Genomic DNA, 21,675 nt, shown 5'->3' on the forward strand with positions numbered 1-21,675 from the left:
CGGACCGCGATGTCCGACCCCCGTGGGAGAGTTCCGTTCATGAACCGGATAGCCAGAGGCGAACATCTGACCGTCCCGGCCGAGCCGTTGCACGCCGCGGTCACCTGGACCGCCGTGCCCGCACTCCCCGACGCCGGGGCCCTCACCGTCGCCGCCCTGCTCCTCGACGCGCGCGGAACCCTCCGCTCCGACGCCGACCTCGTCTCCTCCCAGCACGCCGGGCACCCCTCCGGGCCGTGCACCACCTGGGCACCTCGGAGGGCGACGCGGGCCTGGTGGCCGAGTGGCTGGTGATCGACCCCGCGCTGATCGAGCCGGACGTGACGCGGATCGTCGTGGCCGCCGCCACCAAGGGCCGCGCCCTCGGCCGCGTCCCCGGCCTCGGCCTGGCCGTGACGACGGCCACGGGCGAACCGGTCGCCCACGTCGCCGTCGAGGACGGGGTGCGGTTCGACGACGCGGACGGACGCGGCGGGCCGGGCGGCATCGGAGCCTCCGACGAGCTGGGCGGTCCCGGCGGGCGGGACGGCCAGGCCGACGCGGACCCCGGGGCGGCCGCCGTGGCCACCGCGACCGCCGCCGTCCTCGGCGAGTTCCGCCGGGACGGTGAGGGCGGCGGAGTCGGCGGCTGGCGGTTCGCGGCCGTCCTCCGGGGCTACGCCTCCGGCCTCGGCGGCGTGGTCGAGGCGCACCGCGCGGGGGCGGGAGGCGACGGGACGTACGCCGCTCCGGGACCGGTCGGCGGCCTCTCGGGGGACGACGGCACGTACGGGAACGGCCTCGGCTTCGAGGGCGGCGAGGCGTACGCGGCACCGGCGGACAGCGGCCATCTGGCGGGGGCGGAGCCGTATCCCGCGGCGGCCGGTCACGGGTTCCCCGGGGCTCCCGGGGGCCTCATGGCGGAGGCGGAGCCGCCGTATCCGGCGGAGACGGGTACCTACGTATCCGGGCCGGGCGAGTCACTGTCCGACGCAGCCGGAGCCGGTATCGGCGTACGGGTGCCCGGAGGCCCGGACGGCCATGTGCCGGAAGCCGAACCGTCGTACGGGCCGGACGCGGGGGTCCATGTGCCGACGGTGGGTGTTCACCCGGCCGCCGCCGAGGCCGGAGTCCTGGCGGCGGAAGCCGGTATGCCGCAGGCCGGCGTGCTGGGCGCTCCCGGATACGAAGGACTTGGTGACGGGGTTTCCGTCCCCGTCGCTCCGGCGCGTGTGCCGGAGATGCCCGCCTATCCACCGGGCGTGCCCGATCCCGGGCTTCCCCGGGGTGCTGCGGCCGGTCAGGAAGCGCCCGTTCCGAGCGTCTTCGATGACGCCGCCCTCGGTGTCCCCGCGTACGAGTCCGGTGCGGCGGCCGAGCCGGTCCTGAGGCCGCCCGTCCCCGGGGCCGTCCCGGAGCCGCTGTTCGCCGGGGCGCCCGCTGCGGAACCCGGGCGGCTCGTCGAGGACGCGCCGACCGTCGGCCTCGCCGTCGTCGGTACGCCCGCGCGGAAGCCGGCCGAGGCGCAGGCGCCGGTGGGGGAACGGGGCGTGGAGGAGCCGGCCGGGGCGGAGCGGGCCGTGGTCGGGCGGATCACCAACCGCCCGGTCTCGTCCGAGCCGGGAACCGAGGGTTCGGCGGCGGAAGCGTCGGCGCAGGCAGAGGCACTGTCGCAGGCGCAGGAGCCGGCAGGCGCCCGCACCGCCGACGGTCGGTCCCCCAGCGCCCAGCCGTTCATGGCCGGCCCGGCCGACGCCACGGCCCACCTCCACGGGCAGGCCGAATCCGGCGCGGAGGCCGCAGCGCACACGAACATCGCTTCCGTCCCACAAACCGCCCTCATCACCGACGCCGCTCCCACCTCGGACGTCGCTCTCATAACGGACGCCGCTCCGGCCTCCGAAGCCGCTCTCATCACAGACGTCGCTCCGGCCTCCGCAGCCGCCCCGACCGGCCCCGTCGCCGACGCGGCTCCGGCCTCGGAACCCGTCCTCATCACGGACGTCATTCCGGCCTCGGAAGCCGTCCCCATCGCTGACGCCGATCCGGCCGCGGCTCCGGCCGCCGATCCGGCCGCCGAGGCCGCTCCCCGCGCGAAGGCCGCCCCCGCCTTCACCCCCTGGGAGCAGACCGGCACCGGCGACGAGGACGTCGTCCCCGAAGGGCCGTTGCCCGAGGGGCCGGTGCTGGTCGAGTTCGCCAGCCCCGGCGGTCCGGCGGCGGTGGAGGTCGTGGAGTCGGTGGAGACCGCCGACGGGGAGCAGCGGACGGCGAGTCCGTTGCTGTCCGGGACGGGCCGGTTCCGCGGACGGGCGGTGTTCTCGCCACGGGCCGGCCGGCCCGCGATGCTGCGGGTGGCGGCGCGACGGCAGTGGAGCCTGACGTTCCTGCCGCTCGCCGAGGCCCGCGTCCTGGAGCCTGACGGCACGCTCCACGGCACCGGCCCCGACGTGCTGCGCTACGCCGGCCCCGCCGCCGACCTGCGCGTCAACCACACGGGCGGCCGGGCCGACCGCGGCAGCCTCACGCTCCGCGCCGTCTACCCGGGGGGCGACCCGGCCGACCGCGACGGTGCCGACCTGCTCGCCCAGGGCCGGGGAGCGCTCATCGACGTGACGCCCGTCGCCGGCCCCTGCCTGCTCCTCGTCGACGCCGACGGCCCCTGGTCGCTCGCCGCCCGGCCGTCCGCCGCGCCCGGGCCGGACGCCGCGGACGCCGACGGGGTGCTCGCCGAGTACGCGGGCCAGGGCCGGAACCTGGAGGTCGTCGAGATCGCCCACCCGTGCCCCGGCTCGCCGGTGATCCTGGAGTACGACCTGGAGGGCTCCGACTTCTTCGCGGTCACGGAGATCGATCCGTACGGCGACACGCGCGAGCTGATCTCGAAGGACGAGGGGTTCCAGGGCCGCCGCCTCCTCTTCACCGGACTCACGGAGGGCGAAACGGCCACCCGCCTGGAGCTCGGCGCCCTCACCCGCTGGCGTTTCCGCCTCCTCCCGCTCTCCGCCGCCCGCCCGCTGACCGACGCGACCACCGCCACGGCCACCGCCACCGGGAGCACCATCGACACCGGGACCGCCATCGGCTCGACCATCGACAACGGCACCGGCACCGGCACACCCCCCGGCACCGACGTGGTCACCGGCACCGGCTGCGACGTCCTCGTCCACCACGGCCCGCCCGCGGCGCTCACCCTGACCTCGGCGGAAGCGGGGCCCGTGCATGTCACCAGCCTGGAGCCCGGCGGGCTCGCCCGGGTGCGCGTGACCCGCGCGCACACCCCCCGCCCGGCGCACGGCCCGCTGCGCGCGCGGCCCGGCGCCCCCACGTACGTCCTCGTCACGGCGGCGGGCGACCAGTCCTGGCAGCTGACGCTCCGCCCGCCGGAGGAGATACGGTCGTTCGTCACCGCGATCGCCGGCCACGGCCATGACGTCGTCCGCTGGACCGGCGCGCCCGGGCCCGTCCGGTTCGACTACGACTTCGACGACGGTGAGCCGCTCCTCGACGAGATCCCCCGGCCGGAGCTGTGGGCGCTCGACGAGCACCTGTCGCCGTTGCACCGGGTGGCCGCGGGGACAGGTGTCCACCACGTCCCGACCGGCTGCCTCCAGGTGCGCGCGCACCGGGCCTGGCGGCTCACGGCGGGCGGCTGACGGCAGGGCACACGGCAGGCGCCCGGCGCCGCCTCCGTGGAAGGATGGCCGGGAACGTCATGACACGCGTGATGCGAAGGAGATGCCCAGGTGCCAGGCACGAATCTGACCCGCGAAGAGGCCGAGCGGCGGGCCACGCTGCTGACGGTGGAGGCGTATGAGATCGACCTCGACCTCTCCGGCGCGCAGGAGGGCGGGACGTTCCGCTCGGAGACGGTCGTGCGGTTCGACTCCGCCGAGGCCGGCGCCGAGACGTTCATCGACCTGGTGGCCCCGACCGTGCACGAGGTCGTGCTCAACGGTGAGGCGCTGGACCCGGCCGTGGTCTTCGCGGACAGCCGGATCACCCTGCCCTCGCTGCACGGCGGGGAGAACGAGCTGCGCGTCGTCGCCGACTGCGCGTACACCAACACGGGTGAAGGTCTGCACCGGTTCGTGGACCCGGTGGACGACCAGGCGTACCTGTACACGCAGTTCGAGGTGCCGGACGCCCGTCGCGTCTTCGCGTCGTTCGAGCAGCCGGACCTGAAGGCGACGTTCCGGTTCACCGTGAAGGCCCCCGAGGGCTGGACGGTCATCTCCAACTCGCCCACGCCGGAGGCCCCGGCGGACCACGTCTGGCGCTTCGAGCCCACCCCGCGCATCTCCACCTACATCACCGCGCTGATCGCCGGCCCGTACCACAGCGTGCACAGCACCTACGAGAAGGACGGCCGGACGGTCCCGCTGGGCATCTACTGCCGGCCGTCGCTCGCCGAGTACCTGGACGCGGACGCCATCTTCGAGGTCACGCGGCAGGGCTTCGACTGGTTCCAGGAGAAGTTCGACTACCACTACCCCTTCGCCAAGTACGACCAGCTGTTCGTGCCGGAGTTCAACGCGGGCGCGATGGAGAACGCGGGCGCGGTCACCATCCGCGACCAGTACGTCTTCCGGTCGAAGGTGACGGACGCGGCGTACGAGGTGCGGGCCGAGACGATCCTGCACGAGCTGGCGCACATGTGGTTCGGCGACCTCGTCACCATGAAGTGGTGGAACGACCTGTGGCTGAACGAGTCGTTCGCCACCTACACCTCGGTCGCCTGCCAGGCCGCCGCCCCCGGCTCCAAGTGGCCCCACTCCTGGACCACCTTCGCCAACTCCATGAAGACCTGGGCCTACCGGCAGGACCAGCTGCCCTCGACCCACCCGATCATGGCCGAGATCCGCGACCTGGACGACGTCCTCGTCAACTTCGACGGCATCACCTACGCCAAGGGCGCCTCGGTGCTCAAGCAGCTCGTGGCGTACGTCGGCGAGGACAAGTTCTTCCAGGGCGTGCAGGCGTACTTCAAGACCCACGCCTACGGCAACACCCGCCTCTCCGACCTGCTCGGCGCCCTGGAGCTGATGAGCGGCCGCGACCTCAAGACCTGGTCGAAGGCGTGGCTGGAGACGGCCGGCATCAACGTCCTGCGCCCCGAGATCACCACGGACGACGACGGCGTCATCACCTCCTTCGCCGTCCGCCAGGAGGCCACCCCGCTGCCCGAGGGCGCGAAGGGCGAGCCGACGCTGCGCCCGCACCGGATCGCGATCGGCGCGTACGACCTGAAGGACGGCAAGCTGGTCCGCACCGAGCGGATCGAGCTGGACGTCGACGGCCGACGCACCGAGGTCCCGGCCCTCGTCGGGCAGCGGCGCCCGGCCGTCGTCCTGCTCAACGACGACGACCTGTCGTACGCGAAGGTGCGCCTCGACGAGGAGTCGCTGCGCACCGTCACCGCCCACCTCGGCGACTTCGCCGAGTCGCTGCCGCGCGCCCTGTGCTGGGCCTCCGCCTGGGACATGACCCGCGACGGCGAGCTGGCCACCCGCGACTACCTGGAGCTGGTGCTCTCGGGCATCGCCAAGGAGTCGGACATCGGCGTCGTCCAGTCGCTCCAGCGGCAGGTCAAGCTGGCCCTCGACCTGTACGCGGCGCCCGACTGGCGCGAGACCGGCCTCCGGAAGTGGACGGACGCGGCGCTCGAACAGCTCCGCGCGGCCGAGCCCGGCAGCGACCACCAGCTGGCCTGGGCCCGCGCGTTCGCCGCCACGGCTCGCACGGACGAGCAGCTGGACTTCCTCGCCGGCCTGCTGGAGGGCACCGAGCTCGTCACCGGCCTCGCCGTCGACACCGACCTGCGCTGGGACCTCCTCACCCGCCTCGCCGCCACCGGCCGCGCCGACGAGAAGGCCATCGCCGCCGAGCTCGACCGCGACCGCACCTCGGCGGGCGAGCAGCACGCGGCCGCGGCCCGCTCGGCCCGCCCGACCGCCGGGGCCAAGGCGGAGGCGTGGGCGTCGGTCGTCGAGTCCGACCGGCTCACCAACGCCCTCCAGGAGGCCGTGATCAGCGGCTTCGTCGTCGCCGACCAGCGCGAGCTGCTGGCGCCCTACGCGGCGAAGTACTTCTCCGTCGTCAAGGGCATCTGGGAGACCCGCAGCCACGAGGTCGCGCAGCAGATCGCCGTCGGCCTCTACCCCGCGCTCCAGATCTCCCAGGAGACCCTGGACGCGACGGACGCCTGGCTCGCCTCCGCGAACCCGAGCGCGGGCCTCCGCCGCCTCGTCCTGGAGTCCCGCGCGGGCGTCGAGCGCGCCCTGAAGGCCCAGGCGGCGGACGCGGCGGCGGCCTGACGGCCCCGGGAGCGCCCCTGGCCGGAGGGCCGGGCCGGGGGCGCTCTAGGGTGCTCGGATGTTCGAAGAACCGGAGACGGCCGAGCTTCCCCGGACCGCCCTCCCCGCCGGAGGCACCACGGCCCTCCTGTACGACACCGCCGTCGTGCTCGTCCGGAAGCGGACGCGCCGCCGCGTCCCGTTCGAGGCGATCGAGCGCGTCGGCGTCCCCGGGCCGGACGGCCGCACCCTGCGGATCGAGCTGACCTCGCCCCACGCCGCGGGCGAGGTCATCACGCTGCGGAACGACGACGCGGCAGCCGTCGGAGGCTTCGCCGCCGCCCTCGCGTCGTCCCTGCCGCCCCGCACGCCGCACGGGGCGCGGCAGGACGGCCGGCGGCTGACGAGCGTGGAGCGGATCGGCCTCGCTCCGGCGCGGGAGTTGCAGGCAGCGGGAGGAAGCCCGACGCTCCGGATCCTGGCGGTCCTCTACGTGCTCGCCCTCCCCGTCGTCTTCCTGGCCTCGGAGGACCTCGGCCGTTCCACCGCCTCCTTCAACGCCCTCGGCGACTGGCTCCGCGCGGGGGTGTTCCTGCTGCCGGGCGCGGCCCTCGCCCGCGTGACGGCGTCCACCGCCCGCACCGCCTGCCTCCTGCGCCTCCGGGGTGTCACCACCACCGGTACTCTCACCGGCGTCCACCAAGGCGACGACGCCGACGAACCGGCCGTGTACCACTACACGTTCACGGACCGGGAAGGAACCGACCACCCCCACGAGAGCCACGCCTGGCCCCTGTCCGCCGACGGCCGGACGACGCCGATCCGCTACGACTCCCGGGCGCCGGAGCGGAGTTACGCGCCCGGCGACCGGATGGGCTTCCCGGCCCACGCCGCCCTCGGGGCCATCGGCCTGGCCCTGCTCTGGCTCGGGCTGGACCTCGCGGTGCCGACCGCGCTGGAGGCGGTGCGGGTGCTGCGGGAGGACTGGTGAAACGACCCTGGCCGGGGGCCGGACGGCGCTCTACTGTGAGCGTTGTGGCGGATGAACTTGCCTCAAGTGCGTCCGACTTGGTCGTTCGCGGCCGACGGGCATGGGTCCGGTTGTTCGCGGACGAAATCGTGGTGGAGCAAAAGGGAATCCGCACCAGGGTGCCCCTGGAAGCCTTGAAGCGGGTGGAGGCGAGGGGGCGGGGCCGCCGCACCCTGCGGATCGTCCTCGCCTCACCGCACGCGGGGAGCGGCACGGTGTCCGTACGCTGCCACAGCGCCCCGGCCGTCCTGGTGTTCGCGGCACGGGCGACCGCGACGGTCCCGGTACGGGACCGGGAGGAGGCGCGGACGGGTGGGGCCACGCGGGTGACCGTCGAGCCGGTCACCGGCCCGGTCCGGCTGCGGATGTCGCGGGCGGCGCGCTGGGGGTGGGCGGTCATCGCGGTCTACGCGGCCGTTCTGCCGGTGCTCGGGTTCGTCAAGGGATGGCGTTCTTCCCTGGGCCTCTGGGCGTTCGCGCCGCTCCTGCTGCTGCCCGGCGGCGGCATGACGTGGTTCGCGGTGTCCGGAGCCCGTACGAGGTGGATCATGCGTACTCGCGGCATCACCGTCGTGGCCCGGCACACCCACACGGACTGGGGTGGGGAGGACGAGTCCGCGACCTGCACCTACGAGTACACGGACACCGCCGGAACGGTGCGCGAGCACCGGGGCGAGGGTCCGCCCCGGTCCGACGACGGCGAGCACACCGAGGTCACGTACGATCCGCGCCACCCGGACCGGTCGTACGCCCGGGGGGACCAGAGTCTCGCGGAGTACGTCGCCTACTGGGTCGGGGGTCCACTGGCACTGCTGGCAGGGTTGTACTACGCGGCCGGTGCCGTGCTCGCGTGAGGTACGGGCAGCGGCGTCGCGCCCTCTGAGGGCCGGTCGCGCCGCGCTCCCGGCGGCAGCACGAACGCCGGACCGGCTCGATCAGCCGTCCGGCGCCCGGTTCAACCACGTGGCATGCGGCGGGAGCGCGCGACAGGCGCGCCCCCGCAGGGGACTAGCGCGACGTCCGCGGGTAGTGCGTGTCGTGCGTGCGCTTGTTGTCCGAGTTGCGGGCCAGGACCATCGTCAGGCCGGCGATCACGAGGAAGAGCACGATCGGCGCGGCGACGTAGAGGCCGAGCGTGTTGATCACGCTGAGGCCGGGGCCCGGGTCGTCGCCGTCGTCGCGGGTGAGCGCGAACGCGGGGGACGACATCAGCAGCATCAGCAGCGTGCCGGCGGACACGACCCCGGCGCGCTTGGCGTTCATCTTCTTATTGCTCACGGGCTCAAAATATCGGACCCCCGTGGACCGCGCGCGTCCGGGGTGGCCTTCGGGGGCACCGCCCGCGGGCGGGCGGTCAGCGCGCGGATCTCGTCCATCAGGGCGTGCAGCCGGGGTGAGGAGGCCAGCTGCTCCAGGGAGAGCGGCCGGCCGGCGGGGTCGGCGACGGGCAGGCGCCAGTTGGGGTACTCGTCTGAGGTGCCGGGGAGGTTCTGCGGCCGGCGGTCGCCGACCGTGTCGGGCAGCCAGACGCCGACCATCCGCGCGGGGGTGCGCAGCAGGAAGCGGTGGACCGCGCGGACGGCCGCCTCCTCGTCGTCCGGCCCCTCGGGCAGCAGTCCGAGCCGGCCGAAGAGGGCCAGCCACTCGGCGAGGCCCTTGGCGTCCTCGCGCTGCTCGACGGCGAGCGGGCGGCGCAGCAGGCCCAGGCGGTGGCGGAGGGCGACGTGGTCGCCGGTGAGGCGGGCGGCCGTGCTGGGCAGGTCGTGGGTGGTGGCGGTGGCGAGGCAGCCCTCGCGCCAGCGCTCGGGCGGCAGCGGCTGGGCCCGCCGGGCGCCGCGCGACCAGTCGCGTTCGAACCAGAGGACGGACGTGCCGAGCACGCCGCGCTCGGATAGCGCCTCGCGGACGCCCGGCTCGACGGTCCCCAGGTCCTCGCCGATCACGGCGGCCCCCGCGCGGTGCGCCTCGACGGCGAGGACGCCGAGCATGGCCTCGGCGTCGTATCGGACGTACGTCCCCTGTCCCGGCTCGCGGCCCTCGGGCACCCACCACAGCCGGAACAGCCCCATCACATGGTCGATCCGCAGCGCGCCCGCGTGCCGGAGGAGGCCGCGCAGCAGGTCGCGGTAGGGGGCGTAGCCGGTGGCGCGCAGGGCGTCGGGGCGCCAGGGCGGGAGTCCCCAGTCCTGGCCGCGGGAGTTGAACGCGTCGGGGGGCGCGCCGACGGACATCCCCGCGGCGAGCGACTCCTGCTGCGCCCACGCGTCGGAGCCGCCGGGGTGCACGCCCACCGCCAGGTCGTGGACGAGTCCGACGCGCATCCCGGCGTCGCGGGCGGCGCGCTGGGCGGTGGCGAGCTGGCGGTCGGTGAGCCAGGCGAGCCAGCAGTGGAAGTCGACGCGGTCGAGGAGTTCGCCGCGGGCGCGGGCCGTGCGGGCGGAGCGGGGGTCCTTGAGGCCGGCGGGCCAGGAGTGCCAGTCGGGGCCGTGTGCCTCGGCGAGGGCGCACCAGGTGGCGTGGTCGTCGAGTGCCTGTCCCTGCTCGGCGAGGAACTCGCAGTAGGAGGCGCGTCGTCCGGGCCCGAGCGGCACCGCGCGGACGAGTTCGAGGGCGCGCAGCTTCAGGGCGCGGACGGCGTCGTGGTCGATGGGTTCGCCCCGGCGGAGGACGGCCGCGTTCAGCTCGGCCGCCTCGGCGAGCAGCCGCTGGGCCTCCTCGCGGGCGGGTCCGGCGAGCCGGCCGAACTCGGTGATCTCCTCGACGCGCAGGTGCACCGGGTCGGGGAAGCGGCGGGAGGACGGCCGGTACGGGGACGGGTCGGCGGGCCGGCCGGGCGCGCCGGGGACGGCCGCGTGCAACGGGTTGACCTGGAGGAAGTCGGTGCCGAAGGCCCGGCCCGACCAGGCGGCGAGCTCGGCCAGGTCGCCGAGGTCGCCCATGCCCCAGGAGCGGGCGGACAGCAGGGAGTAGAGCTGGACGAGGAAGCCGTGGCAGCGCTCGGGCGGCTGCGGGACCCGCTCGGGGGCGACGATCAGCGGGGCGGCGGCCGACCGCCCGTCGGGGGTCCGGGCGCGCAGCAGGTGGGTGCCGAGCGGCAGTGGATCGTCCCAGGTCAGCGCCTGTCCGTCGGATGTCTCGACGCGGAGGGCGGTGTCCTCGGGCAGGTCCGGCGGCCGGGGCCGGGCGGGGCCGCGCAGGACGACGGCCGGGGGCAGCAGCCGGTTGCGGGCGGTACGGGCGTGGGCGTCCAGGGCGTCGCGGACGGCCCGCGGGGTGGAGGCGTCGACGCCGAGCGCGGCGAGGACGGCGAGGACCGTGTCCTCGGGGACGGGGACGCTCTGCCCGGGGGCGGGTTCGTAGGACGTGGCCACACCGTGCAGCGCGGCGAGGCGCGCGCGGTCGGCGCCCGTCTCGGTACGGCCTTCGAAACGACCCTCGCTGCGGCCTTCGGTACGGCCCTCCGCGCGGTCCATGCCTGCCTCCAGAGGACGGCGGGGACGGCGCCGCACCGGCCGGCGCGGGGTCGCTCGGCGGCCGGCACGGTGCTCCCCGGTGACGGCCGGGACGGTGTCAGCTTACTTACGGCGGCGTCGCCCTGACGGGGCTTTGGCACTTTCCGGCCGCCGCCGGCACCACCCCCGTCCTCGCCCTCTCCGCAACCCCCGGGCCGGGCAATACCGGCAGTTCGGTCACCCGCGTTGACACGTTCCGCCCCTGGTGATGGGCTCATCGCTCACATCACCACCATGACGTACGGCAGCGGGGCGAGGAGAAGGCTTGCGGTTCCAGGGCGACGACCCCGCGCGCGGCGATCAGGGCTCCGAGCAGCACGTTCGGGGTGCCTCCGACCGGCGCGGAGACCGGACCGCAGACCGGGCCGCAGACCGGCCCGCGGGCCGGCCCGGCCGGGCGCTCGGCACCGGCCGGTTCGGCGGCCCGTACGCCGTCCGGCCGCGCCGCGCCGGGGTGACCGTCCTGGCCGTCGCGCTCCTCGGCGGGCTGCTCGGCAGCGTCCCCGTGGCCGCCGCGCCCGCCGGACCCGCCGCCCCGGCGGCGGGCAGTCCGGACGCCGCCGACCCGGAGGGGGCCGACGCGCTGCCGCCGGTCTGGCCGCGACCGCAGTCGGCCCGTGCCCAGGGCGCGCCGGTGCCGGTGGGCGCCGAGGTCACCCTGATGGCCGAGCCGGGCACGGACCCGTACGCCCTGACGGCGCTGCGGGAGGTGCTGCGCGACGCGGGGGCCCGGACGGTCGTGGACGCGCAGCCCGGCGGCACCCCGCCGCCGCGCGGGCTGATCTTGTTCGCGGGCGGGCGGCAGGCCGAGGAGGCGCTGGCCACGCTCGGCGCCCCGGCCGCCGGCGACCTGTCCAAGGGCGGCTACCGGCTGGCGTCCGGGCAGCTCGACGGCCGGCCGGCGGTGGCGCTGGCGGGTGTCGGCGACGACGGCCTGTTCCACGCGGCGCAGACGCTGCGACAGCTGGTGGTGCGGTCCGACGGCGGGACGGCCTTCGCCGGGGCCGTGATCCGCGACTGGCCGGTGACGGCGGTGCGCGGGGTCACCGAGGGGTTCTACGGGCAGCCGTGGTCGACGCCGCAGCGCCTCGCACAGCTGGACTTCATGGGCCGGACGAAGCTGAACCGGTACCTGTACGCGCCCGGCGACGACCCGTACCGCCAGGCGAAGTGGCGCGATCCGTACCCCGCCGACCGGCGCGAGGAGTTCCGCGCGCTGGCGGACCGGGCTCGGCGCAACCATGTGACGCTGGGCTGGGCGGTGGCGCCCGGGCAGGCCATGTGCTTCTCGTCGGAGGAGGACGTACGGGCGCTGAAGCGCAAGGTGGACGCGATGTGGGCGCTGGGCGTCCGGGCGTTCCAGCTGCAGTTCCAGGACGTCAGCTACAGCGAGTGGCACTGCGGGGCCGACCGGGACGCCTTCGGCTCGGGGCCGAAGGCCGCGGCGGAGGCGCAGGCGAAGGTGGCGGGGGCGCTGTCCCGGCACCTGGCGGCGAAGGGCGGCGAGGCGGTGCCACTGTCCCTGCTGCCCACCGAATACTTCCAGGACGGCCGGACGGCCTTCCGGCGGGCGCTCGCCGACCGGCTCGACCCGCGCGTCGAGGTGGCCTGGACGGGTGTGGGCGTGGTGCCGCGGACGATCACCGGCGGCGAACTGGCCTCCGCCCGCGCGGCGTTCGGCCACCAGCTCGTCACCATGGACAACTATCCGGTGAACGACTTCGCGCAGGACCGTATCTTCCTCGGCCCCTACACCGGGCGGGAACCGGCCGTCGCCGTCGGCTCGGCCGCCCTGCTCGCCAACGCCTCGGCGCAGCCCACCGCGTCCCGCATCCCGCTGTTCACCACGGCCGACTACGCCTGGAACCCGCGCGGCTACCGCCCCGAGGAGTCCTGGAAGGCCGCGGTCGACGACCTCGCGGGGGCCGATCCGAAAGCCCGCGAGGCCCTGCGGGCGCTGGCCGGGAACGACGCGTCGTCCGTCCTCGGCGGCGAGGAGTCGGCGTACCTGCGCCCCCTGATGGACGACTTCTGGACGGCGCTCTCCGGCACGGACGCCGACCGGCTGAAGACGGCCGCGGACCGGCTGCGCGCCGCCTTCCGGACCATGGCGGACGCGCCCGGCCGGCTGACGGACGCGCTGGGCGCCGAGGTACGGCCATGGGTACGGCAGTTGGCCCGGCACGGCGAGGCCGGGCTGCGCGCCGTCGACATGCTCACCGCGCAGGCGCGCGGCGACGGCGCGGACGCCTGGCGCGCGGAACTCGACGTGCTGCGACTGCGCGACCGGATCACCTCCGAACAGGTGACCGTCGGCGACGGCGTGCTGACGCCTTTCCTCCAACAGGCCCTCGCCCGCGCCAACGGCTGGCTCGGCGTCGACCGCCCGCTGCGCACGTCCGGCGCGGCGACCGACGGCGACCCGGCGACGACCGTCCCCGCACCGGCGGACGGCCCGCTGACGGTGCGGCTCCGCGAACCCCACCCGATGACCGCCGTCACCGTGCTCACGGCCGCCGCTCCCGGCGCGCGCGGCACGGTCGAGGCACACACCCCCGACAAGGGCTGGCAGCCGCTGGGCCCGCTCTCGGCCGGCGGCTGGACGCAACTGCCCGGCAAGGGCGTCCGGGCCGACGCCCTGCGGCTGGTCTGGTCGGGCCCCACCCGCCCGGCCGCGGTCCACGAGATCACCCCCTGGTTCGCGGACACCGCCGCCACCCACTTCGAGCTCACCCACGCGGAGGCGACGGCCGAGGCGGGCGGGGCTCCCGCGGTGGTCGAGGCGCGCGTGATCAACCAGCGCCCGGGGGCGGTCAAGCAGAAGCTGACCGTCCGCGCGCCCAAGGGCGTCACCGTCAAGGCCCCCGACGAGGTGACGGCCGTCCGCGGCGGCGTGACCACCCTGCGCGTCGAGCTCTCCGTCCCGGCCGACGCGGCGTCCCGCGTCTTCACCGTCCCGATCCGCCTCGGCGACCAGGAGCGCACGGTGACCGTCCGCGCGTACCCCGCCGCCGGCGGCCCCGACCTGGCCCGCACCGGCGAGGCCACCTCCTCCGGCGACGAGGCGTCCGACTTCCCGCCCTTCGCCGCCCTCGACGGCGACCCCAAGACCCGCTGGTCCTCCCCACCCGTCGACGACGCCTGGTGGCAACTCCAACTCCCCCGCCCCACCCGCCTCGGCCGCCTCGTCCTCCACTGGCAGGAAGAACTCCACGCCACCCGCTACCGCATCCAGGTCTCCCCCGACGGCCGCACCTGGCGCGACGCGGCCACGATCACGGACGGCAAGGGCGGCACGGAGACGGTCCGCTTGGACGCCCCGGGGACGCGCTTCGTCCGCGTCCAGGGGGTGAAGCGGGCGGCGCGGTCGGCGGGGTACTCGCTGGTGGACGTGGAGGCTTACGCGGTGCGGAAGGGGTAGGCGGGGCGGCCCGCGCCGGCGCGAAGGGGCGGGCCAGGGGCCTCCCCCTCCCCGGTCACCCCACCCGCACGCCGGCCCGCCCCGCCTGCTCCCGGCTCGGGCGGCGGTAGCCGCAGTTGCAGACCCAGTCGTCGTAGCGCGAGATGGTGCCGTCGTGACCCATGTGAATCTCGCGCACCATGGTGCGGTCCATGCAGCGGGTGCACCGCACTCCCTCGCACATGGTCCTGGGGAACCTCTCCTGCTGCGCGGCCTTCTTGTTCATGTCCGCGATGATGCGCCCAAGTTGGACCGATGGCACCGGCATGTGCGACAGCCTCCCCCTAAGTGCGTACTTCCGAACTTTCTTGTCGGACGAGGGCCGGCCGTGATCACTCACGGGGAGCGGACGGCGGACGACGCGCCGGCGCCGGCGCCGGCGCCGGGCGGGGAACGGGGTGCGCCGGGGACGGATGCAGCCGAAGGGGGAAACGCTGCGGCTTGACGTTCCGAACAGGTTGACGATCCAGTGGTCAGCGGGCCGCTCGGGAGCGTGACGTCCGGGCCGGGGTTCGGGATGGGGCGGACGGCGGGCGGTGAGTGCCGCTATCGTGGAAGTGCTCAGCGGTTGGTCGCCGGGGCCTACTGGTTATAGGCCCCGTAGGCCGAGCGTAAGAGGAAAGTCCGCCACGGGGGACCGTTCCCCGTGACGGACAGGCTGACGGATGGATCGACGGGGCCTAATGGGTTTAGGCCCCGTCGATCACCCCTTGCCGATCACCACCAGGATCAGCGTGGTCACGGCGACGAACAGTTCCACCCACGGTGTCACCGCCTTCGCCCCACTCCGCACCCGGCGCCAGTCGATCGCGCTTCTCAGCCTCCTGTGACGGGCCATGTAGTCCCTCTCCCTTGGATCGGAACCCCGCCGACTGCGAGGCTCCACGAGGGGACCTCGGACAGAACGGCACATGGGCCGACCCCGCCCGAGACCCCTGGGTGGGGCCCCGAACGCGGCGAGCGAGCCGACCCGGAGGAAGGCTCACGAATGGCACGTCACGCGGCTGAGCCTAGCGCCAACCAGGCGGCTTTCCGGACGAGTTGGGGCGACGGGTATACATTCACCCTTTCGTGGCGGGTGCGAACATTCGCGTGAACGGCAGGCGAAGCGTCACCCGCGCCCGAAGCTCGACGCTCGAACCCCGGGTCCGGCCACCCCGGCTCCCCTCGCCCGGCCCACCTGCGACGATCCGCGCACCGCACCCCTGAAGCCCAAGACCCGAGCTTCGGGCCTCGGAATCCGAGCCCTCTTTCCAAGGAATGGGTGGTGTGGGTTCGATCCCACCCACCCTCCCAACCCCCGCGCCCGCACTCGCGGTTCACTTTCCGCGACCGCGTCGCGACGCAGCGCCGCGACCGTGTACCGTGCCCCGCAGACAACGAAACGGCCCCCGCTGGTGCGGCAAACACCGAGCGAGGGCCTGACCATCCAGATCGAATGAGAGTCGATCCCATGGCTGTCGCCAATCGTAGCGCCGACGCGCGCCCGTACACGCCGCCTCCGCCCCTCCCGCCCCAGCAGCCGCCCATGGCCAGGCCCGGCTACGGCAAGCGCTCCGCACCCGACCAAGCCCCGCGCACCGCCCGGGACTTCGGGCACCTCCCCACCCGCGAGGCGTACATCGCCGCGTACCTCGACCGCCTCCCCGACGGCGCGGCGATGGATCACAAGACGCTCGCCAAGGAACTCCCGTACGGCCAGCAGGCCGTGCGCACGGCGCTGCGCCTCCTCTCCGAGGCGGGCCACCTGCGCGTCTGCCGGGAACGGGTCAGCGCGGAGCGGACGCAGTGGGTCTCGCGGACGTACTTCTCCCGCACCGCGCGCGACGACGCCTGGTGGTCGGCGTTCCTGCGGGGCGACGCGCCGCAGGCCAGGGACGCGGACGAGACCACGCGCCCGCCCTCGCCCTCCCACCGCTCCCCCGCCCACGACGTCCTCGCCTCCGTCGGCCACGCCGACCCGCGCATGGCCCTGTCGGCCCACGAGTGCGCGGCCCTGGAACCGCTGGCGGCGGAGTGGCTGGCACGCGGCGCGAGCCCGGCGGCGATCAGGCACGCGCTGGTCAACGCGCTGCCGGACGTCATCACCGCACCGGGTGCGTTCGCCCGCAGGCGGCTGACGGACCGGATGCCCCCGGAGGCCGTCGCGGCACACCCGGAACAGCAGCCCGCGCCCCGCCGGATCATGGAGTGCACGAACTGCCACGACCCCGGCGCGCCGGAGGCCCTGCCGGGCGGCCTGTGCCGCGTCTGCCACGGGACGGCGCCGGACACCGGCCCGTCCCCCGAGACCGAGGACGCCGTCCGGCGCCGGGTCGACGAACTCCGCGCCGTCGTCCGCGACCGCCCCAGGGCCCCCGCCCGGCCGCCGAAGCCCCGCGGGCGCCGGGGGTGACACCCCGGCCGGACGCCTGAGCGCCAGGCCGGGGACACCGGCGCCGGGTACGAAGAAGGCCCGGTGCTCTCAGGCGGAAATGCCGTCGATCCGGGCCATCGCGTCCTCCGCGCCGTATGCCTCCAGGTAAGGCAGCCAGCGCGGATCCCTATGCCCCGTGCCGATGATCCGCCAGGCGAGGCCGGACGGCGGGGCGGGTTGGTGCCGCAGCCGCCAGCCCAGCTCGGAGACGTGCCGGTCGGCTTTGACGTGGTTGCAGCGGCGGCAGGCGGCCACCACGTTCTCCCAGGCGTGCTGCCCGCCACGGCTGCGCGGGACGACGTGGTCGACGCTGGTTGCGACGCCACCGCAGTAGGCGCAGCGCCCGCCGTCACGGGCGAAGAGGGCCCGGCGGGTGAGCGGGACGGGGCCCCGAAAGGGGACCCGCACGAAGCGCTTGAGCCTGACGACGCTGGGTGCGGGGATGGTGCAGCTGGCGCTGTGCAGGTAGGCGCCCGTGTCCTCGAGGCTGATGGCCTTCTCGTTGAGGACGAGTATGAGCGCGCGGCGGAGCGGTACGACGCCGAGCGGCTCGTACGACGCATTGAGGACCAGGACATGCGGCACGGGTGCCTCCTTGTACGCCGGCGGCGCGTGGCTCGCGCCGGGACGATCTCCTGCAAGTGTCCCCTGGCCCCTGGCCGGTGCGCCACCATCGGCGGGTAACGGGTCACAGGTGTTTTGGAACACACCTCGGTCAACTGCGCGCAGGACCTGTCCCTTCTCGAACACAACAACGGAATACCCGCTCTGCCCCGTTAGTGTGGTGATTCTGCCCGTGCCGATGTTCGGCGCCGGGCATGTCCATTACGAAGGGTTCCCGCTGTGTCCTGGTCCGCTGCCCTCGTCGCCGCTGACTCGACGCCTCGTCCCTCGTCCCTCGACGAGGCACAGAAGACCGCCAACGACGCCGCCGGCTGGCTGGAGGCGAACTGGTCCGTCTGGATCAGCAACGGTCTGCGCATCGTCCTGATCGTCACCATCGCGATCGTGCTGCGCTCGCTCGTCCGCCGGGGGATCACCAAGCTCATAGCCCGGATGAACCGCACGGCCCAGGCCGTGGACAACGCCCTGGGCGGCATCCTCGTCAACGCCGAGCGCCGCCGCCAGCGCTCCGAGGCCATCGGCTCGGTGCTGCGCAGCGTCGCCTCGTTCCTGATCATGGGAACGGCGGCGCTGACGGTGCTGTCGGTCCTGAAGATCAACCTGGCACCGCTGCTGGCGAGCGCCGGTGTGGCCGGTGTGGCCATCGGTTTCGGCGCCCGCAACCTGGTCACGGACTTCCTGTCCGGCGTCTTCATGATCCTGGAGGACCAGTACGGCGTGGGCGACGAGATCGACGCGGGCGTGGCGACGGGCACCGTCGTCGAGGTCGGACTCCGCGTGACCAAGCTGCGGGGCGCGAACGGCGCCATCTGGTACGTCCGCAACGGCGAGGTCAAGCGGATCGGCAACCTGAGCCAGGGCTGGGCCATGGCCGAGGTGGACGTCACGCTGCGTTACGACGAGGATCTGGACCGCGCCCGTCAGGTGATAGGGGAGGTGGGCGAGGAGATGTCCAAGACCGCCCCCTGGGACGAGAAGCTGTGGGAGCCCGTCGAGGTCATGGGGCTGGACTCGGTCTCCCTCGACTCCGTCGTGGTCCGGGTCCAGGCGAAGGCCGCGCCGGGCGAGGCGGCGGCCGTCGCGCGGGAGCTGCGCTGGCGGATCAAGAGGGCGCTGGACGCGGCGGGCATCCGGATGGGGCCGCCGCCGGCGGTGGCGGAGGAGACGGACCCCGCCGACCCGACCGCCGTCGTCGCACCGCCGTCCGCCCTGGCCAACCCGACGTCGCCGCAGGCGCTGGCCACGGCGCCGATACCGCCCGTGACTGCGGTGCCGCCGGGGGCGACGTTGGGGAAGTGAGCCCCGGTCCCGCCCCAGAGGGGGGACCCCCACTTCGCCGCTTCCTGGGGCTGCGCCCCAGACCCCGCTGTCGCGGCTTCGCCGCTCGTCCTCAAACGCCGGACGGGCTGAATCGTGCGCCCGGGCGCGACATCCGGCCCGTTGGGGCCCCTCTGGGGGAGTTTGAGGACAACCGCGCGGAGCGCGGTTTCGGGGGTCCGGGGGCTTGCCCCCAGGAGGGCTGGTCCGGCGGCGCCAGCGTGGTGGTGTCGAAGAACAGCTCCCCCATCTCCGGATGCCGCACCGCCTTCACCACCTGCCCCGGCACCCCCACGTCGTGCCGCGCCCACAGTGCGTCGAACTCCGGGCTCACCGCGCGCAGCCCCTCGGCTATCCGGTCGAACGCGGGGTCGTCGGGATGCCGTGCCGCGGCGGCGCGGAACGCGGCGACCACGCCGGGCGCGACGGCTTCCCAGTGGGTGTGCAGCGCCCGGTAGCGGGCGTTGGTGAAGAACGCGACGAGGCAGTTGCGGTCGGTGTCCGTGTAGCCGAACACCGCGCGGGCGGCGCCGTTGACGGCCACGATGTTCTCGTAGCGGTCCAGCAGCACGGCCGGCCGGGGCGACCAGACCTCGATCAGCCGCCGGAGCTCGGGCGTGACCTGGGCGCGGGGGACGCCGACCGGAGGCGGCGGATTGAGCCCGGTCAGCAGGTACAGGTGCTCGCGCTCCGGCTCATCCAGCCGCAACGCGCGGGCTATCGCGTCGAGGACGTCGGCGGAGACGTTGATGGGCCGGCCCTGTTCGAGCCACGTGTACCAGGAGACGCCAACCCCGGCCGGCAGCGCGACCTCCTCGCGCCGCAGCCCGGGCGTACGGCGCCGGGCCGCCGGGGGCAGCCCCACGTCCTCGGGGGCGAGGCGGGCCCGGCGGCTGCGCAGGAAGCCGCGCAGGCGCTCGCGGCGACCGGAGGCGGAAGGCGTGTCGGTGGCCATACGAGCACCGTAACGGAGGGGTCTGACAACGCCCTTAGCAGCGGCGCCCGTTCCCCGGACGACCCTCTTCGATCAGCCGGGGCCCCCGACCGTCAGGCGGCCCCGCCCGTCAGGCCGCCCCGACCTTCCGCAGGAACTCGTCCACATTCCCGAGCATCCGCGCCACCTGCTCGTCCACGCTCAGCGACTCCTTGTACCGGGGGCCGCTGAACTCCGGCACCTTCTTGCCCCGCACATACAGCGGGCAGGCCAGGTCGGCGCACATGTAGGCGCCCACCGTGTTGCCGTCGCGGCCGGAGGCGCCGACCTTGCGGGCGGCGAGCAGGGAGACGCCGGATCCGGGGTGGCCGGTCAGGCAGAACGAGCAGATGGTCGTCTTGGCGAGGCTGCGCGGGCCGCCCTGGGGGACCCGCAGGGTGATCCCCTGGGGCTTGCCGTCGCGGACGACGACCAGGTAGCCGCGATCGGGGGCGCCGGGATCGCGCCAGCCCAGGAAGTCGAGGTCTGCCCAGGGGAGTTCGGCCAGTCCCCGGGGCAGGCTGATCCTGCGCGCCTCGCCTTTCGAGCAATTGATGAAAGAGGCTCGTATCTCGTTCTCGCCGAGTGGTTCCATGGGGCGAGAAATTAACAGTGTGCCCGTTGTGACGTCATGCGAATTTCGTTCATCCCGTTCCGCTTCTCGTCCCGCTCGCTCTTCCGCTTCCTGTCCCACTTCCTGTCCGCTCCCGCACCAACGGCTCGAAGAGGTCTGATCCCGTGAAACTCGCAGTGGTCGGCGGAGGCTCGACCTACACCCCCGAACTCGTCGACGGCTTCGCCCGGTTGCGGGCCGCCCTGCCCGTCGACGAGCTCGTACTGATCGATCCGGCCGTCGACCGCCTGGAGCCGGTCGGCGGCCTGGCCCGCCGGATCTTCGCCCGCCAGGGCCACCCCGGCCGGGTGACGTGGACCACTGACCTGGACGCGGGCGTGGACGGCGCCGCGGCCGTCCTCCTGCAACTGCGGGTGGGCGGACAGGCGGCCAGGGCGCGGGACGAGACCTGGCCGCTGGAGTGCGGCTGCGTCGGCCAGGAGACCACCGGCGCCGGGGGCCTGGCCAAGGCGCTGCGTACGGTGCCGGTCGTGCTGGACATCGCCGAACGGGTCCGCCGGCGCAGCCCGGACGCCTGGATCGTGGACTTCACCAACCCCGTCGGCATCGTGACCCGGGCCCTGCTCACCGCGGGGCACCGGGCGGTCGGGCTGTGCAACGTGGCCATCGGCTTCCAGCGGAAGTTCGCGGCCCTGCTCGGCGTCACCCCCAGGAGGTCACCCTCGGCCACGTGGGCCTCAACCACCTCACCTGGGAGCGCGAGGTGCGCGTCGGGGGCGTGGACGTCCTGCCCAAGCTGCTCGCCGAGCACGGCGACGCCATCGCGGCGGACCTGCGCCTCCCCCGCGAACTGCCCGCCCGGCTGGGCGCCGTCCCCTCCTACTACCTGCGCTACTTCTACCGGCACGACGAGGTCGTCGAGGAGCTGCGCACCAAACCGTCGCGCGCGGAGGAAGTGGCCGCGATGGAACGCGAGCTGCTGGAGATGTACCGGGATCCGACGCTCGACGAGAAGCCGGCGCTGCTGGCGAAGCGCGGGGGCGCCTACTACTCGGAGGCGGCCGTCGCCCTCACCTCGGCGCTGCTCGGGGACACCGGGGAGGTGCAGGTGGTCAACACGCTGAACAACGGCACCCTGCCGTTCCTCCCGGACGACGCGGTGATCGAGGTCCCGGCGTCGGTCGACGCGCGCGGCGCGCACCCGCTTCCCGTGCGGCCGCTGGAACCCCTCTTCTCCGGCCTGGTCGCGGGCGTCACGGCGTACGAGCACCTGGCCCTGCGCGCGGCCCTGGAGGGCGGCCGGGACCGGGTGTTCCAGGCCCTGCTGGCCCACCCCCTGATCGGCCAGGACGCGACCGCGGACCGGTTGACGGACACGCTGATCGCGCACAACCGCGGGCATCTGGCGTGGGCGTGACGGCGGCCGGCGGCGGGGGCGGGGGCGCGGGAGGAGGCGCGCGGCCCGGTACACCCGCGGGCGCGCGCGGTGTCTCA

General features: G+C 74.5%; 15 protein-coding genes and 1 pseudogene. 9 read left to right on the forward strand and 7 right to left on the reverse strand.

Annotation, left to right across the window (positions count from 1 at the left end; all coding sequences use genetic code 11):
• The first annotated feature begins 39 nt into the window (after positions 1-39).
• From ACQEVS_RS11800 to ACQEVS_RS11820, 5 genes are all read left to right on the forward strand, one after another.
• Entirely contained in the window at positions 40-294 is a 255-nt protein-coding gene (locus ACQEVS_RS11800; RefSeq protein WP_433019045.1) for a hypothetical protein, read from the forward strand.
• The gene (locus ACQEVS_RS11805; RefSeq protein ID WP_433019048.1) at positions 237-3,635 is read left to right on the forward strand and encodes a hypothetical protein; all 3,399 of its coding nucleotides are present in this window, start codon (positions 237-239) and stop codon (positions 3,633-3,635) included. The genes ACQEVS_RS11800 and ACQEVS_RS11805 overlap by 58 nt, the downstream gene beginning before the upstream one ends.
• A gap of 90 nt (positions 3,636-3,725) precedes the next feature.
• The gene (gene pepN / locus ACQEVS_RS11810; protein WP_433019051.1) at positions 3,726-6,296 is read left to right on the forward strand and encodes an aminopeptidase N; all 2,571 of its coding nucleotides are present in this window, start codon (positions 3,726-3,728) and stop codon (positions 6,294-6,296) included.
• 58 nt (positions 6,297-6,354) lie between these two features.
• Positions 6,355-7,266, forward strand: a complete 912-nt coding sequence (locus tag ACQEVS_RS11815) for a hypothetical protein (protein ID WP_433019054.1) — start codon at positions 6,355-6,357, stop codon at positions 7,264-7,266.
• Between the two features lie 158 nt (positions 7,267-7,424).
• A complete protein-coding gene (locus tag ACQEVS_RS11820; RefSeq protein ID WP_433019057.1) occupies positions 7,425-8,159 on the forward strand; it encodes a hypothetical protein in 735 nt (244 codons plus the stop codon).
• Between the two features lie 154 nt (positions 8,160-8,313).
• On the opposite strand, the gene ACQEVS_RS11825 is transcribed toward ACQEVS_RS11820, so the two are convergent.
• Together ACQEVS_RS11825 and malQ are read right to left on the reverse strand one after the other, a co-directional pair.
• Entirely contained in the window at positions 8,314-8,568 is a 255-nt protein-coding gene (locus tag ACQEVS_RS11825; RefSeq protein ID WP_433027477.1) for a hypothetical protein, read from the reverse strand.
• Positions 8,569-8,579: 11 nt separating this feature from the next.
• Entirely contained in the window at positions 8,580-10,778 is a 2,199-nt protein-coding gene (gene malQ, locus ACQEVS_RS11830; RefSeq protein WP_433019060.1) for a 4-alpha-glucanotransferase, read from the reverse strand.
• A 304-nt stretch (positions 10,779-11,082) separates the two neighbouring features.
• Between malQ and ACQEVS_RS11835 the strand changes: the two genes are divergently transcribed.
• Positions 11,083-14,238 (forward strand): beta-N-acetylglucosaminidase domain-containing protein, encoded by a 3,156-nt coding sequence (locus tag ACQEVS_RS11835; RefSeq protein WP_433019063.1) that lies wholly within the window; start codon positions 11,083-11,085, stop codon positions 14,236-14,238.
• Positions 14,239-14,293: 55 nt separating this feature from the next.
• Here ACQEVS_RS11835 and ACQEVS_RS11840 read toward each other — a convergent pair whose 3' ends face one another.
• A complete protein-coding gene (locus ACQEVS_RS11840; RefSeq protein WP_433019066.1) occupies positions 14,294-14,503 on the reverse strand; it encodes a hypothetical protein in 210 nt (69 codons plus the stop codon).
• Between the two features lie 477 nt (positions 14,504-14,980).
• The gene (locus ACQEVS_RS11845; RefSeq protein ID WP_398278637.1) at positions 14,981-15,115 is read right to left on the reverse strand and encodes a hypothetical protein; all 135 of its coding nucleotides are present in this window, start codon (positions 15,113-15,115) and stop codon (positions 14,981-14,983) included.
• A 615-nt stretch (positions 15,116-15,730) separates the two neighbouring features.
• Here ACQEVS_RS11845 and ACQEVS_RS11850 point away from each other — a divergent pair.
• Complete coding sequence (locus ACQEVS_RS11850; RefSeq protein ID WP_433019069.1) at positions 15,731-16,672, forward strand: hypothetical protein; 942 nt, start codon at positions 15,731-15,733, stop codon at positions 16,670-16,672.
• Positions 16,673-16,741: 69 nt separating this feature from the next.
• Here ACQEVS_RS11850 and ACQEVS_RS11855 read toward each other — a convergent pair whose 3' ends face one another.
• Complete coding sequence (locus ACQEVS_RS11855; RefSeq protein ID WP_004950088.1) at positions 16,742-17,278, reverse strand: HNH endonuclease; 537 nt, start codon at positions 17,276-17,278, stop codon at positions 16,742-16,744.
• 258 nt (positions 17,279-17,536) lie between these two features.
• Between ACQEVS_RS11855 and ACQEVS_RS11860 the strand changes: the two genes are divergently transcribed.
• Positions 17,537-18,616 (forward strand): mechanosensitive ion channel family protein, encoded by a 1,080-nt coding sequence (locus ACQEVS_RS11860; RefSeq protein WP_433019073.1) that lies wholly within the window; start codon positions 17,537-17,539, stop codon positions 18,614-18,616.
• Between the two features lie 91 nt (positions 18,617-18,707).
• Here ACQEVS_RS11860 and ACQEVS_RS11865 read toward each other — a convergent pair whose 3' ends face one another.
• Together ACQEVS_RS11865 and ACQEVS_RS11870 are read right to left on the reverse strand one after the other, a co-directional pair.
• On the reverse strand, positions 18,708-19,589 hold the full coding sequence (locus ACQEVS_RS11865) for a helix-turn-helix transcriptional regulator (RefSeq protein ID WP_433019076.1): 882 nt from the start codon (positions 19,587-19,589) through the stop codon (positions 18,708-18,710).
• A gap of 109 nt (positions 19,590-19,698) precedes the next feature.
• A complete protein-coding gene (locus ACQEVS_RS11870; protein ID WP_004950095.1) occupies positions 19,699-20,202 on the reverse strand; it encodes an FBP domain-containing protein in 504 nt (167 codons plus the stop codon).
• Positions 20,203-20,345: 143 nt separating this feature from the next.
• Here ACQEVS_RS11870 and ACQEVS_RS11875 point away from each other — a divergent pair.
• Positions 20,346-21,598, forward strand: a pseudogene (locus ACQEVS_RS11875) (6-phospho-beta-glucosidase).
• Positions 21,599-21,675: the final 77 nt, after the last annotated feature.

The organism is Streptomyces sp. CA-181903 (assembly GCF_050937075.1).
Lineage (GTDB): Bacteria > Actinomycetota > Actinomycetes > Streptomycetales > Streptomycetaceae > Streptomyces.